The sequence below is a fragment of the Photorhabdus hainanensis genome (assembly GCF_018448965.1).
Taxonomy (GTDB): Bacteria; Pseudomonadota; Gammaproteobacteria; order Enterobacterales; family Enterobacteriaceae; genus Photorhabdus; species Photorhabdus akhurstii.
In genome coordinates, this window is the sequence record NZ_RCWD01000029.1 from 16,073 (window position 1) to 30,176 (window position 14,104).

Annotated in this window: 16 protein-coding genes; 14 read left to right on the forward strand and 2 right to left on the reverse strand. The window is 42.7% G+C overall.

The features are described from left to right. Positions 1–4: 4 nt before the first annotated feature. The 14 genes from rsmG to ykgO all read left to right on the forward strand — a co-directional run bounded on the left by rsmG (position 5) and on the right by ykgO (position 12,173). Positions 5–625, forward strand: coding sequence for a 16S rRNA (guanine(527)-N(7))-methyltransferase RsmG (rsmG, locus tag EAE92_RS16565; RefSeq protein ID WP_214068888.1), 621 nt, complete (start codon positions 5–7; stop codon positions 623–625). A gap of 609 nt (positions 626–1,234) precedes the next feature. Continuing rightward, a complete protein-coding gene (gene atpI, locus EAE92_RS16570) occupies positions 1,235–1,612 on the forward strand; it encodes a F0F1 ATP synthase subunit I (protein WP_036814862.1) in 378 nt (125 codons plus the stop codon). Between the two features lie 30 nt (positions 1,613–1,642). Further along, positions 1,643–2,467, forward strand: coding sequence for a F0F1 ATP synthase subunit A (atpB, locus tag EAE92_RS16575; protein WP_036772331.1), 825 nt, complete (start codon positions 1,643–1,645; stop codon positions 2,465–2,467). A 53-nt stretch (positions 2,468–2,520) separates the two neighbouring features. After that, positions 2,521–2,760 (forward strand): F0F1 ATP synthase subunit C, encoded by a 240-nt coding sequence (gene atpE / locus EAE92_RS16580; protein ID WP_000429386.1) that lies wholly within the window; start codon positions 2,521–2,523, stop codon positions 2,758–2,760. A 58-nt stretch (positions 2,761–2,818) separates the two neighbouring features. Then, the gene (gene atpF / locus EAE92_RS16585) at positions 2,819–3,289 is read left to right on the forward strand and encodes a F0F1 ATP synthase subunit B (protein WP_036782028.1); all 471 of its coding nucleotides are present in this window, start codon (positions 2,819–2,821) and stop codon (positions 3,287–3,289) included. 12 nt (positions 3,290–3,301) lie between these two features. Further along, on the forward strand, positions 3,302–3,835 hold the full coding sequence (gene atpH, locus EAE92_RS16590) for a F0F1 ATP synthase subunit delta (RefSeq protein WP_036782026.1): 534 nt from the start codon (positions 3,302–3,304) through the stop codon (positions 3,833–3,835). Positions 3,836–3,849: 14 nt separating this feature from the next. Then, a complete protein-coding gene (gene atpA / locus EAE92_RS16595; protein WP_036814820.1) occupies positions 3,850–5,391 on the forward strand; it encodes a F0F1 ATP synthase subunit alpha in 1,542 nt (513 codons plus the stop codon). A 58-nt stretch (positions 5,392–5,449) separates the two neighbouring features. Then, a complete protein-coding gene (gene atpG, locus EAE92_RS16600; RefSeq protein WP_036814819.1) occupies positions 5,450–6,313 on the forward strand; it encodes a F0F1 ATP synthase subunit gamma in 864 nt (287 codons plus the stop codon). A 34-nt stretch (positions 6,314–6,347) separates the two neighbouring features. Further along, positions 6,348–7,730 carry a F0F1 ATP synthase subunit beta gene (atpD, locus tag EAE92_RS16605; RefSeq protein ID WP_011144453.1) on the forward strand — a complete coding sequence of 461 codons (1,383 nt, stop codon included), beginning with the start codon at positions 6,348–6,350 and terminating at the stop codon, positions 7,728–7,730. Between the two features lie 21 nt (positions 7,731–7,751). Further along, a complete protein-coding gene (locus EAE92_RS16610) occupies positions 7,752–8,174 on the forward strand; it encodes a F0F1 ATP synthase subunit epsilon (RefSeq protein ID WP_065388794.1) in 423 nt (140 codons plus the stop codon). Between the two features lie 128 nt (positions 8,175–8,302). After that, complete coding sequence (gene glmU, locus EAE92_RS16615; protein WP_214068889.1) at positions 8,303–9,676, forward strand: bifunctional UDP-N-acetylglucosamine diphosphorylase/glucosamine-1-phosphate N-acetyltransferase GlmU; 1,374 nt, start codon at positions 8,303–8,305, stop codon at positions 9,674–9,676. 107 nt (positions 9,677–9,783) lie between these two features. Beyond that, positions 9,784–11,613, forward strand: a complete 1,830-nt coding sequence (gene glmS / locus EAE92_RS16620; protein WP_214068890.1) for a glutamine--fructose-6-phosphate transaminase (isomerizing) — start codon at positions 9,784–9,786, stop codon at positions 11,611–11,613. 147 nt (positions 11,614–11,760) lie between these two features. Continuing rightward, the gene (locus tag EAE92_RS16625; protein ID WP_214068891.1) at positions 11,761–12,015 is read left to right on the forward strand and encodes a type B 50S ribosomal protein L31; all 255 of its coding nucleotides are present in this window, start codon (positions 11,761–11,763) and stop codon (positions 12,013–12,015) included. Between the two features lie 17 nt (positions 12,016–12,032). Beyond that, positions 12,033–12,173: a type B 50S ribosomal protein L36 gene (gene ykgO / locus EAE92_RS16630; protein WP_214068892.1), complete on the forward strand. Its 141-nt coding sequence runs from the start codon at positions 12,033–12,035 to the stop codon at positions 12,171–12,173. A gap of 201 nt (positions 12,174–12,374) precedes the next feature. On the opposite strand, the gene EAE92_RS16635 is transcribed toward ykgO, so the two are convergent. Continuing rightward, positions 12,375–13,007: a tail fiber assembly protein gene (locus EAE92_RS16635; protein WP_214068893.1), complete on the reverse strand. Its 633-nt coding sequence runs from the start codon at positions 13,005–13,007 to the stop codon at positions 12,375–12,377. Beyond that, complete coding sequence (locus EAE92_RS16640) at positions 13,007–14,050, reverse strand: phage tail protein (protein WP_339959394.1); 1,044 nt, start codon at positions 14,048–14,050, stop codon at positions 13,007–13,009. Before EAE92_RS16640 ends, EAE92_RS16635 begins: the two co-directional genes overlap by 1 nt. Positions 14,051–14,104: the final 54 nt, after the last annotated feature.

A 14,104-nucleotide genomic window follows, 5' to 3' on the forward strand; every position in this document is an offset into this window, starting at 1 on the left:
AATTGTGCTTAACAAACTAGAATTGCTGCTGACCAAAGCAGGAATAGAGCTGTCACTACAGCAGAAGCAACAACTTGTAGCCTATGTTGACATGCTCAATAAGTGGAATAAAGCTTACAATCTCACATCAGTACGTGATCCGGAACAAATGTTGGTACGTCATATCGTGGACAGCATTGTTGTCAGTCCTTATTTGCAAGGTCATCGTTTTATCGATGTGGGAACAGGCCCGGGATTGCCTGGTATCCCGTTAGCTATTGTTCGTCCCGATTCTCACTTCACGTTATTGGATAGTTTAGGTAAAAGGGTGAGATTTTTGCGTCAGGTTCAGCATGAACTTAATTTGGTAAATATCGAACCAGTACAAAGTAGAGTTGAAGCATATTCTTCTGAGCCACCTTTTGATGGCGTAGTAAGCCGTGCTTTTGCGTCGTTACAAGATATGGTCTCTTGGTGCAGTCATTTGCCTAAGCCTATTCATGGGCGTTTCTACGCGCTTAAAGGTGTGCTTCCAGAAGAGGAACTGACTATGTTGCCTCTTGGAATTTCCGTTGATTCGGTTATTAAATTAGATGTTCCTGAACTGGAAGGGCAACGTCATTTGGTTATCCTTAAATCAAACTGATTTTGTTATTTGTCAATAAAGTTATAAATAATTAGTGATGTTGAGCACAATTGTACTGTAATCAGCATCATTAATTATGGTTTGCCTCGTTTCAGCTTTAATTTACCGAGTTATTACACAAAAATAACGTTATCTTGATATTAAGATAGTTGAACCTTTTAAAATCAAATAAAGCGTTTTTTCATCAGATTCACTTTTTTAACTAGCCAGAAATTAGCTAGGTGATTTAAGTCAATAATATAATCACGCTTTTGTATGAAATTAAATTAACGAATTGATTTTATTATTAATTTGTTTTATTTTTATTAACTGTGAATGTTAAAGATAATTAACAAATGAAAAATTTATGTGATTTAAGTCACGTTTAAGTCCGAAATGTATGAAATGATTAAAAACAAGAAATCAGTACAATCATTAGCTTGCAATCTGGCGCCAAAATAAAAAATTTAAATAATTGTTCACCTTTTCGCTACTTATGGATTGAATTCATTTTGGCGGCCCGTATAATTTGCACGTTTTTGTCACTTGACACTCTTAAGCAAAGGCAGTTTTATACAACATTTAGCAAAACCTGATATGCAAGACGTGCAAGGGGAGAAAACAAAAGTCATGTCTGTATCCCTTTACAGCGGTAAAATTGCACTGAAGCTGCTTTTTTTGCAGTTAATGACTTTTGTTGTTCTCAGTGTGGCTTTTTGTACCAAAAGTATAGAATGGGGCGCTTCTGCTTTTGCTGGTGGGCTAGCATGTTGGTTACCTAATGCCATATTTATGCTGTTTGCCAGTTTTCAAAAAGCAAAAGAAGAAGAGGTTCCTGTACGTATTGCATGGTCTTTCGCTGTTGGCGAAGGGTTGAAAGTTATTATTACAATAGCTGTGCTGGTTGTTGCTTTAGGCGTGTTTAAAGCGGCGTTTGCACCACTAGGTTTAACTTATTTAGCGGTGCTGATTGTGCAAATCATCGCACCTGCTGTGATAAACGGTTAGGTTTTCAACAATAAAAGGGTAAGAGGCATCATGTCTGCATCAGGAGAAGTTTCAACTGCAAGGGACTACATAGGCCACCACCTGAATAACCTTCAGTTGGACCTACGTACCTTTGAGTTGGTCGATCCCAACTCTGGTGGTTCTGCAACGTTCTGGACGTTGAACATTGACTCGCTTTTTTTCTCAGTCGTATTAGGGATCTTATTTCTGTATGTATTCAGAAAGGTTGCGGTTAATGCCACCAGTGGCGTACCTGGCAAACTTCAGACTGCTATAGAATTGATCATGGGTTTTGTTGATAACAGCGTTCGTGATATGTATCACGGGAAGAGCAAAGTTATTGCCCCTTTGGCACTGACAGTGTTCGTTTGGGTGTTATTAATGAACGTGATGGACTTATTGCCAATCGATTTTCTCCCTTATATCGGTGAGCATTTCTTTGGTTTACCGGCTCTGCGTGTCGTGCCAACAGCAGATGTCAGTATTACCTTGTCGATGGCTATTGGTGTCTTTGTCCTCATCCTCTACTACAGCATTAAGATGAAAGGGATTAGTGGTTTTACAAAGGAGCTGACTTTACAGCCTTTTAATCATCCGCTATTCATTCCAATTAACTTAATTCTGGAAGGAGTTAGCCTGCTTTCAAAACCGGTATCACTCGGTCTGCGACTGTTTGGTAACATGTATGCGGGTGAATTGATCTTTATTCTTATAGCTGGTCTGTTACCGTGGTGGTCGCAGTGGTTACTCAGCCTGCCTTGGGCTATTTTCCACATACTGATTATTACGTTACAAGCCTTTATTTTCATGGTTCTGACGATTGTTTATCTGTCGATGGCGTCTGAAGAACATTAATTTTTTACCACAATAACTAACTGTGTTTTAACTGAAACAAACTGGAGACTGTCATGGAAAACCTGAATATGGATCTGCTGTACATGGCTGCCGCTGTAATGATGGGCCTAGCGGCAATCGGTGCTGCGATCGGTATCGGCATCCTCGGAGGTAAATTTTTGGAAGGCGCTGCTCGTCAGCCAGATTTAATCCCTCTTCTGCGTACACAGTTCTTTATCGTTATGGGTCTGGTTGACGCCATCCCAATGATTGCTGTGGGCCTTGGCTTGTACGTAATGTTTGCTGTCGCGTAGTTTGTGGAAATAATCTGAAACTACGTCAACTCATTAATTTTAAAAGAGGTATTGTGCTGTGAATATTAATGCAACAATCCTCGGCCAGGCCATTGCGTTTGTCTTGTTTGTTATGTTCTGTATGAAGTTCGTATGGCCACCGATCATGGCGGCCATAGAAAAACGTCAAAAAGAAATTGCTGACGGTTTATCTTCTGCAGAACGTGCCAAAAAGGACCTGGACTTAGCGCAAGCCAATGCGACCGACCAAATGAAGAAAGCGAAAGCGGAAGCTCAGGTCATCATTGAACAGGCTAATAAACAAAAAGCCCAGATCCTTGATGATGCAAAAGCGGAAGCTGAGCAGGAACGTAACAGAATCGTAACGCAAGCTCAGGCAGAAATTGATGCCGAACGTAAGCGTGCTCGGGAAGAGTTGCGTAAGCAGGTCGCTATGTTGGCTATCGCAGGTGCCGAGAAAATCATCGAACGTTCCGTGGATGAAGCTGCTAATAGCGACATCGTTGATAAACTGGTCGCTGAACTGTAAGGAGGGAGGGGCATGTCTGAATTCGCTACTGTAGCTCGCCCCTACGCCAAAGCAGCTTTTGACTTTGCTGTGGAAAAACAATCGCTTGAACAATGGCAGAATATGCTGGCGTTCACGGCTGAAGTGACTCGTAATGAGCAAGTTGGCGAGCTGCTTTCCGGTTCATTGGCATCGGAAACATTAGCTAATACCTTTATCGCAATTTGCGGTGAACAGGTCGATGAACATGCTCAGAACTTTATTCGTGTTATGGCAGAGAACGGTCGCTTACTGGCGTTACCGGAAGTTTTGCAGCAATTTATTCAATTGCGTGCATCACTTGAATCAACCGTTGATGTTGAAGTAATTTCTGCCGCCGAACTGAGAGAACAACAGCTGACTAAAATTGCTGTAGCGATGGAAAAACGTCTGTCACGCAAAGTTAAGCTGAATTGCAAAATTGATAAGTCTGTTATTGCTGGTGTGGTTGTCCGCGCAGGTGATTTGGTGATCGATGGTAGTATTCGTGGCCGTTTAGATCGCTTAACAGACGTCTTGCAGTCTTAAGGGGACTGGAGCATATGCAACTGAATTCCACCGAAATCAGCGAACTGATCAAGCAGCGCATTGCTCAGTTCAATGTAGTGAGTGAAGCTCACAATGAAGGTACGATTGTATCCGTTAACGACGGTATCATTCGTATTCACGGTTTAGCCGAAGTTATGCAGGGTGAGATGATCGCACTGCCTGGCAATCGTTATGCAATCGCATTGAACTTGGAGCGTGACTCCGTAGGTGCGGTTGTGATGGGCCCGTATGCTGACTTAGCAGAAGGTATGAAGGTTAAATGTACTGGCCGTATTCTTGAAGTACCTGTTGGTCGTGGCCTGCTTGGTCGTGTAGTAAACACGTTGGGTGAGCCAATTGATGGTAAAGGCCCTGTTGAGCATGATGGTTTCTCTGCTGTTGAAATGATTGCTCCAGGTGTTATCGACCGTCAATCTGTTGATCAGCCGGTACAAACTGGTTATAAATCCGTTGATGCTATGATCCCTATTGGTCGTGGTCAACGTGAACTGATTATCGGTGACCGTCAGACGGGTAAAACAGCACTGGCTATTGACGCAATCATTAACCAGCGTGACTCAGGCATAAAATGTGTCTATGTCGCGGTTGGTCAGAAAGCTTCTACTATCGCGAACGTTGTTCGTAAGTTAGAGGAGCATGGTGCTCTTGCCAATACTATTGTGGTTGTTGCGACTGCTTCAGAATCTGCGGCATTACAATACCTGGCGCCATATTCGGGTTGTGCAATGGGCGAATACTTCCGTGATCGCGGTGAAGATGCGCTGATTGTTTACGATGATTTGTCTAAGCAGGCTGTAGCTTATCGTCAAATTTCTCTGTTGCTCCGTCGTCCGCCAGGACGTGAAGCATTCCCAGGTGACGTTTTCTATCTGCACTCTCGTTTGCTGGAACGTGCGGCACGTGTTAATGCTGAATATGTGGAAAAATTCACCAATGGTGAAGTGAAAGGTAAAACCGGTTCTCTGACGGCCCTGCCTATCATTGAAACTCAGGCAGGCGACGTATCAGCATTCGTACCGACAAACGTTATTTCAATTACTGATGGTCAGATTTTCTTGGAATCTAGTTTGTTCAATGCGGGTATTCGTCCAGCAGTTAACCCAGGGATTTCCGTATCCCGTGTGGGTGGCGCTGCTCAGACTAAAATCGTTAAGAAATTGTCTGGGGGCATTCGTACTGCTCTGGCTCAATATCGTGAACTGGCAGCATTTTCTCAGTTTGCTTCCGACCTTGATGATGCAACCCGTAAGCAGTTGGATCATGGTCAAAAAGTAACTGAATTGCTGAAACAGAAACAATATGCCCCAATGTCTGTTGCACAGCAGTCGTTGTCTCTGTTTTCTGCGGAACGTGGTTATCTGGAAGATATCGAAATTGCTAAGGTTATTGATTTCGAATCTGCGTTGCTTGCATATGCCAACCGTGAACATGCTGATCTTCTAAAAGAGATTGACCAGTCTGGTGGTTACAATGAAGAGATCGAAGCAAAGCTAAAAGCTCTGCTGGATTCCTTCAAGGCAACTCAGTCCTGGTAACACTATTCGGCCCGGTTTAATTAAACATGGGCCGTCTGGTTAATGAGGAGAATCAGGAATGGCCGGCGCAAAAGAGATACGTACCAAGATCGCCAGCGTGCAAAACACGCAAAAAATCACTAAAGCGATGGAGATGGTTGCAGCGTCCAAAATGCGTAAAACGCAGGATCGCATGGCGGCCAGCCGTCCTTATGCAGAAACCATACGCAATGTGATTGGTCACCTTGCGTTAGGTAATCTGGAATATAAACATCCATACCTTGAAGAACGTGAAACCAAACGTGTTGGGTATCTGGTTGTTTCTACCGATCGTGGCTTGTGCGGTGGTTTGAACACTAATCTGTTCAAAAAACTGCTTTCAGAAATGAAAGATTGGTCTGATAAAGGTGTCCAGTGTGATCTGGCGCTTATCGGCTCTAAGGCTACCTCTTTCTTTGCTTCTGTTGGGGGCAACGTTGTTGCTCAGGTAACAGGCATGGGAGATAACCCTTCACTATCCGAATTGATCGGGCCAGTGAATATCATGCTGCGGGCATACGATGAGGGGCGTCTGGATAAATTGTATGTGGTGACAAACAAGTTCATCAATACAATGTCCCAGGAACCGACTATTACTCAGTTATTACCTCTGCCTGCCGGAGATGATGAGACACTGAAGAAGAAATCCTGGGATTATTTATACGAACCTGATCCTAAGGCGTTGCTGGATATATTGCTGCGTCGTTATGTAGAATCGCAGGTTTATCAGGGCGTCGTTGAAAACCTGGCTAGTGAACAGGCCGCACGAATGGTGGCGATGAAAGCCGCAACTGATAATGGTGGCAGCCTGATCAAAGAGTTGCAGTTGGTTTATAACAAAGCTCGTCAGGCCAGCATAACTCAGGAGCTGACCGAGATTGTCTCGGGCGCTTCCGCGGTTTAACAGCTAGGTTTATGAATTACGTAGAGGATTCAAGATGGCTACTGGAAAGATTATCCAGGTAATCGGCGCCGTGGTGGACGTCGAATTCCCTCAAGATACCGTACCAAAAGTATACGATGCTCTTGAGGTTCAAAACGGCGAAGCTAAGCTGGTGCTGGAAGTTCAGCAGCAGTTGGGCGGCGGCGTTGTTCGTTGTATTGCAATGGGTACTTCTGATGGCTTAAGCCGTGGTTTAAGTGTCACTGATTTAGGCCACCCAATTGAAGTTCCGGTTGGTAAAGCGACATTGGGTCGTATCATGAACGTATTGGGTGAACCAATCGACATGAAAGGCGATATCGGTGAAGAAGAGCGTTGGGCCATTCATCGTCCGGCTCCAAGCTATGAAGAGTTATCTAACTCTCAAGAACTACTGGAAACCGGTATTAAGGTAATGGACCTAATTTGCCCATTCGCTAAGGGTGGTAAAGTTGGTCTGTTTGGTGGTGCGGGTGTAGGTAAAACCGTAAACATGATGGAGTTGATCCGTAACATTGCTATTGAGCATTCGGGTTACTCTGTATTTGCCGGTGTAGGTGAGCGTACCCGTGAAGGTAACGACTTCTACCACGAAATGACGGACTCTAACGTACTGGATAAAGTATCTCTGGTATATGGTCAGATGAACGAGCCGCCAGGAAACCGTCTGCGTGTTGCGTTGACTGGTCTGACAATGGCTGAAAAGTTCCGTGATGAAGGCCGCGATGTTCTGCTATTTGTTGATAACATCTATCGTTATACTTTGGCAGGTACTGAAGTATCCGCACTGCTTGGTCGTATGCCATCTGCGGTAGGTTATCAGCCAACTCTGGCGGAAGAAATGGGTGTTCTGCAAGAACGTATTACTTCTACCAAAACCGGCTCTATTACCTCCGTACAGGCAGTTTATGTACCTGCGGATGACTTAACTGACCCATCTCCGGCGACGACTTTCGCCCACTTGGACGCGACCGTAGTACTTAGCCGCCAGATCGCTTCTTTGGGTATTTACCCTGCGGTTGATCCGTTGGATTCGACCAGCCGTCAGCTCGATCCACTGGTTGTTGGTCAAGAGCACTATAACGTTGCTCGCGGCGTTCAGTCTATCCTGCAACGTTATCAGGAACTGAAAGATATTATCGCTATCTTGGGTATGGATGAACTGTCAGAAGACGATAAGCTGGTAGTTGCGCGTGCTCGTAAGATCCAGCGCTTCCTGTCTCAGCCATTCTTCGTTGCAGAGGTCTTTACAGGTTCACCAGGTAAATTCGTTTCCTTGAAAGACACTATCCGTGGCTTTAAAGGTATCTTAGACGGCGACTATGACCACTTGCCAGAACAGGCGTTCTACATGGTTGGCACCATCGAAGAAGCTGTGGAAAAAGCGAAGAAACTTTAATACGGCTGACCGGAGGTTGACATGGCTGCGATGACTTACCATCTGAATGTTGTCAGTGCTGAGAACCAGATGTTTGAAGGTTTGGTGCAGAAAATTCAGGTGACAGGTAGTGAAGGTGAGCTGGGTATTTACCCGGGACATGCTCCGCTACTGACTGCCATAAAACCTGGCATGGTACGTATTGTTAAGCAGTTCGGTGAAGAAGAGGTCATTTACCTTTCTGGTGGTATCCTTGAGGTACAACCGAGCGGCGTTATCGTGCTGGCTGACACTGCGATCCGTGGTAAAGATTTGGATGAAGCTAAGGCGTTGGAATCTAAGCGTAAAGCTGAAGAACACATCCGTAATTCTCACGGTGATGTTGACTATGCTCAGGCATCTGCTGAATTGTCTAAAGCGATTGCAAAACTTCGTGTAATCGAATTAACAAAAAAAGCGATGTAATACAGGCGGTTAAATAAAAAAGCCAGTTGGTGAAAACTAACTGGCTTTTTTGTATTGCGAAATATGTAGTAATTTATCTTACAAACAGGTTTACTTTTCTATCTTAAATTGGAGTTATCGGGTTTCTTATGTCTAACAGTGCAAAAAGTGTTGTGATCCTTGCCGCGGGTAAAGGAACCCGCATGTACTCTGATCTCCCTAAAGTGTTGCACTTGCTGGCCGGTAAACCGATGGTTCAGCATGTGATTGATACTGCAATGGCATTGGGCGCTGAAAATGTTCACCTAGTTTATGGACATGGTGGTGACCTGATGAAGCAAACCCTTTCTGATCAGACACTGAATTGGGTATTACAAGCAGAGCAATTAGGGACTGGCCATGCAATGCAGCAGGCAGCACCACATTTCGCTGATGATGAAGATATTTTAATATTGTATGGCGACGTACCTCTTATTGGTGCGGATACTCTTGAACGCTTACTGGCGGTTAAACCTGAGGGTGGTATAGGTTTATTGACAGCAATTTTGGATAATCCAACAGGTTATGGTCGTATTATTCGTGAAAACGGGGAAGTAACTGGCATCATTGAGCAAAAAGACGCAACTGAAGATCAACGTAAAATCAATGAAATAAATACAGGAATTTTGGTTGCTAATGGTGGTGATTTAAAACGTTGGTTGTCCCAGTTAGATAACAACAATGTTCAGGGTGAATATTACCTGACCGATGTGATTGCGCTAGCTTATAAAGAAGGCAGAAAAATTGAAGCGGTGCACCCAACTCGCTTGAGTGAAATGGAAGGTGTAAATAACCGCCTTCAACTTTCTGTTCTTGAGCGCATTTATCAATCTGAGCAAGCGGAACAATTATTACTAGCGGGTGTTATGTTGTTGGATCCTGCTCGTTTTGATTTACGTGGCACACTAATTCACGGCCATGATGTGGTTATTGATACTAATGTCATCATTGAGGGTAATGTAACCCTTGGTAATAACGTACAGATTGGTACCGGTTGTGTATTAAAGAATTGCATCATTGGTGATGATTCTACTATTAGCCCTTATACAATTGTTGAAGATTCTGAAATGGAAATGGGTTGTACTGTTGGGCCTTTTGCTCGTTTGCGTCCCGGTTCTAAGCTCGCTGAAAAAGCCCATGTAGGGAATTTCGTTGAGATGAAGAAATCTTATCTAGGTAAAGGTTCTAAAGCTGGACATTTGACTTATCTTGGCGACGCAGACATTGGTCGTGATGTAAATATTGGTGCAGGTACTATTACCTGTAACTACGACGGCGCTAATAAATTCAAAACCATTATTGGTGACGATGTTTTTGTTGGTTCCGATACTCAGCTTGTTGCTCCAGTGACTGTTGCTAAAGGCGCTACAATCGGAGCAGGGACAACAGTGACAAAAAACATAGCTGAAAATGAACTAGTAGTAAGTAGAACCAAACAAACACATATTCAGGGGTGGAAACGCCCTGTGAAGGAAAAAAAATAAAATAATAATCCCCACTCTACAGGCTCGGGGACCGGAAAAACCGGAAAACAATCAGGCTCTTGACATATAAAGGGCTTTCATCAGCCCTATTTTTAGGAATAAAACTGATGTGTGGAATTGTTGGTGCAGTAGCACAACGAGATATTGCAGAAATCCTGATTGAAGGATTGCGTCGTTTGGAATACCGTGGTTACGACTCCGCCGGCTTAGCGGTTGTTGATAACGAAAAAAATATGCTCCGTCTGCGAGAAGTCGGCAAGGTACAAGTACTTGCTGATAAAGTTGATAAGCAGCCGGTCCTTGGTGGGACAGGTATTGCTCATACCCGCTGGGCTACACACGGTGAACCAAACGAGAAAAATGCTCACCCGCATATATCTGATTATATTGCCGTTGTTCACAACGGTATTATTGAAAACTATGAAGAGTTGCGAGTTCAATTAATTGAACTCGGTTATCAATTTATCTCGGATACTGATACAGAAGTTATTGCCCACCTTGTTCATTGGGAACAAAAACAGGGTGGTACTTTGTTAGAAGCTATTCAACGAGTTATTCCTCGGCTGCGAGGTGCCTATGGCGCAGTCATCATGGATAGCCGTGATCCTGGAACAATAATTGCTGCAAGATCGGGTAGTCCTTTGGTTATAGGCTTGGGTGTTGGAGAAAACTTTCTGGCGTCTGATCAGTTGGCGCTATTGCCTGTTACTCGTCGTTTTATCTTCCTTGAGGAAGGGGATATTGCTGAAGTAACTCGTCGTACTGTGCGCATTTTTGATGCTCAGGGTAAACCGGTTGAGCGGGAACAGATTGAATCCAATATTCAGTATGATGCTGGTGACAAAGGTGTCTACCGTCATTACATGCAAAAAGAGATCTATGAACAGCCAATGGCAATTAAAAGCACTTTGGAAAGACGCTTGAGTCATGGGCAGGTAGATCTATCTGAACTTGGTCCTAACGCAGCTAAATTATTATCTCAAGTAGAGCATATTCAGATAGTTGCTTGTGGTACATCCTATAACGCAGGTATGGTTTCCCGTTATTGGTTTGAAGCATTGGCAGGTATTCCTTGTGATGTGGAAATTGCTTCTGAATTCCGTTACCGCAAATCAGCACGCCGTTCAGGAAGCTTACTGATCACCTTGTCTCAATCGGGTGAAACCGCAGATACATTAGCAGCGCTGCGTTTATCCAAAGAACTTGGATATCTCACATCATTGACTGTCTGTAACGTAGCGGGTTCTTCTTTAGTGCGTGAGTCTGATTTTGCTCTGATGACCAAAGCCGGTGCAGAAATTGGCGTTGCTTCAACTAAGGCGTTTACAACTCAGCTGACAGTATTACTGATGCTGGTGGCCTACCTTGGACGCTTGAAAGGTGTTGATGCAGAGCAGGAGCAAGAAATTGTCCATGCATTACATGCACTGCCAAGCCGTATCGAAAGTATGCTGTCGAAGGATAAAATTATCGAAGCGTTGGCGGAAGATTTTTCTGACAAACACCATGCTTTGTTCCTTGGCCGTGGTGATCAATATCCGATTGCGGTTGAAGGCGCTCTAAAATTAAAAGAGATTTCTTATATTCATGCTGAGGCTTATGCTGCTGGTGAATTAAAACATGGTCCACTGGCACTGATTGATGCAGATATGCCGGTTATCATTGTAGCTCCGAACAATGAACTGCTAGAAAAACTGAAATCTAATATCGAAGAAGTCCGTGCCCGTGGTGGATTGCTATATGTGTTTGCTGATCAGGACGCGGGTTTTACCGATAGTGAAGGAATGAAGATTATTCCGTTGCCACATGTTGAAGAGTTGACTGCACCAATATTTTATACCGTGCCACTGCAACTGCTTTCCTATCATGTTGCTCTGATTAAAGGAACTGATGTTGATCAGCCTCGTAATTTGGCTAAATCAGTGACCGTAGAATAATCGTTTTATAATAAGAAATTGAAATAAGCCTCTGTACATTAAAAATACAGAGGCTTTTTTTGAACTGAGAAAATTTATCATTATTTTCTTACCGATAAAAATAAATCACGCCATTGTAATGTTATATTATTACAATATGGTGAAATTATGAAACCAGATATCCATCCAAACTACCGGGTAGTTGTATTTCACGATACCAGTGCTAATGCTTATTTCACAACTGGCTCCACGATTCGCACAGAACGGACAATTACCTTGAATGGGGAAGAGTATCCATATGTCACTGTTGATGTGTCATCGGAATCACACCCTTTCTATACGGGTAAGCAGAAAACTTTATCTCAGGAAGGAAGTATTGCGCGATTCCAGAAAAAATTCGGGCGTTTTATTGGTAATAAATAAATTGAGAGATTATAAAAATGCAGGTGTTAAGTTCACTTAAAACAGCAAAAACTCGCCATCCGGATTGCAAAATCGTAAGCCGTTGTGGTCGATTATATGTTATTTGTAAATCTAATCCGCGTTTTAAGGCAGTTCAAGGGAAGAAAAAGAAACGCTGATGCTCAATTACTAATGGTAGAACTCGCAGCTTATAACTGCGGGTTTATTGTCCATATTTAATTTTACTTCTGATTATCTTGAAAATAACTGACCTAAACTTTGTTTGGGAATGAAGTTAGCGTAATTAAGTTTAAGAGGCGGATTCGACTAATAATTACAATTTAGTAAATTCACGGCCTGAAAAACAGGCCGTTCTTATTTTATTCTGGTTTTTCAGGCCAGTTAATATCTGGCGCTGATGAAATGTCAATACGACTCAGCAATACTAAATATTTTTTCCAATCTATCAACAATAGCTTTTCTTTTTCTGAAGCTAGCTCAGTATCTACGCCATGTTGTAGCAATGTAACTGTTTCATTTGCTTGTCGTAATAGTGCTACCTGCTGATTTTCTGCCTGTTTAATCTGGTTATCCTTTATAACATCTTTGTCAGTTACCCACTGTTTACCATCCCATTTATCAAAATCAGTGGCAGGTTGTTTGAATGTCAGAGATTCTGGTAGTTCACCTAACTCTGTAATTTCATATTGTGCTAGGGTTTGCGTGTTATAAACTATTTTTCCTCGGTGATCAGGTACTATTTGCCAACAACTTTTATCTTCACTGCGGCAAATAGCCATATCATCAGAATCTGGAAGTTCTGGTGCATCTGGATAGGAATTGGCAGGAAGTCCCACTCCTTCCATTAGATATTCTGGTCTAACGCCAATAAATTCTCTGGAATAAGGCTCCGCATGGTAGATTATCAACCAACCAGCCTTGGTTGATAATCTGTTATTTCCCAATATTGCGATTTCTGGTTCTAGGGAATATTTTTGTTTCTGTGTTGTCATTACGCTGCTCTCACTATGTAGTTAAATGCGATATTACGGGGACGTACTCTAAATGTAGATAATGAAACTGCACCAGTAGGATTTAATGGGGTCGAAAAATATTGGCCGCTCCCGAATTCTGCTTCCTCAAAATCACTAGCCATAATTTCTGATGGATAACTACTTGAAAAACGATTAATAGGAGGGGATACCAGTAGTCCTATATTTTCAGAGGATGCATAGGTGTAAAGATTAGGTAACTTTGTTGAATTCTGATGAGATAATATCTCCCGCCCAGAATCAATACTTCTCCCATTATCCCAACCTCGAATAAATTCACCACGTAAATCAGGGAGTGTGCCAGAGGGATATGCTTCTCCTAATTTAGGGTATACAGATTTGTCAAACTGCTGACCACTACAAATAAGATAACCTACTGGTGCGGTTGGCTTAGACCACGGTAGCGGAATACCAATCAGAATATCATCCTCTGTTAATATTTTACGTTTCCCCCTGAAGTTACCACTTTCATCGAAAGCGTAAGTAGAAATGCTAAATGCTTCTGAATAACCCCCATATCCGAAAGAAAGCCCGCGAGCGTGCTGAGAGTTATCAAATCTAGGGTGAGCTATATGAATTGCTAATGCCCCCAGATTATCAATTCCATTAGGTCTCAAAAATCCCGAATGGCCCAAATGACGTGAATTAGGATCATCATAATAGTTTGCAGTTTTAGCTAATATATAACCTGATGTTTTTGTATCCGTATTTAACTGAATAAATCGACTGTCAGACTCTGATTTAGAATAATGCTCATTCGCTATTGCAACATAGCCGTTCTTTCGAGGGAGTTGAACAACATTTATATTTGAGGAATCAGATTCACGATATCCTATTGCACAAAAAGAATCTGCTTCATGAGAAGTGGTTTCTATGAAGACATATCGACCATCGCTCTTTGTTAGTGACAAGTTGGAATAATTTCCACCTGTTTTAATATTGTGATTGCCTGATATGAGTGATTCAGTTGAGTCTTTAGGAAGAGCATTTTTCGCCAAATTCACCGTTTCCACCAAACCAAGGTTTTTAAAAACTCGCTAATCCGTGATAGTTTCTAT

What these genes read in the sequence shown, in the direction of transcription:
- glmS (WP_214068890.1), top strand. Translation starts at nt 9,784, where the DNA reads ATGTGTGGAATTGTTGGTGCAGTAGCACAACGAGATATTGCAGAAATC.
- atpB (WP_036772331.1), top strand. Translation starts at nt 1,643, where the DNA reads ATGTCTGCATCAGGAGAAGTTTCAACTGCAAGGGACTACATAGGCCAC.
- EAE92_RS16610 (WP_065388794.1), top strand. Translation starts at nt 7,752, where the DNA reads ATGGCTGCGATGACTTACCATCTGAATGTTGTCAGTGCTGAGAACCAG.
- atpI (WP_036814862.1), top strand. Translation starts at nt 1,235, where the DNA reads ATGTCTGTATCCCTTTACAGCGGTAAAATTGCACTGAAGCTGCTTTTT.
- EAE92_RS16625 (WP_214068891.1), top strand. Translation starts at nt 11,761, where the DNA reads ATGAAACCAGATATCCATCCAAACTACCGGGTAGTTGTATTTCACGAT.
- atpE (WP_000429386.1), top strand. Translation starts at nt 2,521, where the DNA reads ATGGAAAACCTGAATATGGATCTGCTGTACATGGCTGCCGCTGTAATG.
- EAE92_RS16635 (WP_214068893.1), bottom strand. Translation starts at nt 13,007, where the DNA reads ATGACAACACAGAAACAAAAATATTCCCTAGAACCAGAAATCGCAATA.
- atpA (WP_036814820.1), top strand. Translation starts at nt 3,850, where the DNA reads ATGCAACTGAATTCCACCGAAATCAGCGAACTGATCAAGCAGCGCATT.
- atpG (WP_036814819.1), top strand. Translation starts at nt 5,450, where the DNA reads ATGGCCGGCGCAAAAGAGATACGTACCAAGATCGCCAGCGTGCAAAAC.
- atpH (WP_036782026.1), top strand. Translation starts at nt 3,302, where the DNA reads ATGTCTGAATTCGCTACTGTAGCTCGCCCCTACGCCAAAGCAGCTTTT.
- ykgO (WP_214068892.1), top strand. Translation starts at nt 12,033, where the DNA reads ATGCAGGTGTTAAGTTCACTTAAAACAGCAAAAACTCGCCATCCGGAT.
- atpD (WP_011144453.1), top strand. Translation starts at nt 6,348, where the DNA reads ATGGCTACTGGAAAGATTATCCAGGTAATCGGCGCCGTGGTGGACGTC.
- glmU (WP_214068889.1), top strand. Translation starts at nt 8,303, where the DNA reads ATGTCTAACAGTGCAAAAAGTGTTGTGATCCTTGCCGCGGGTAAAGGA.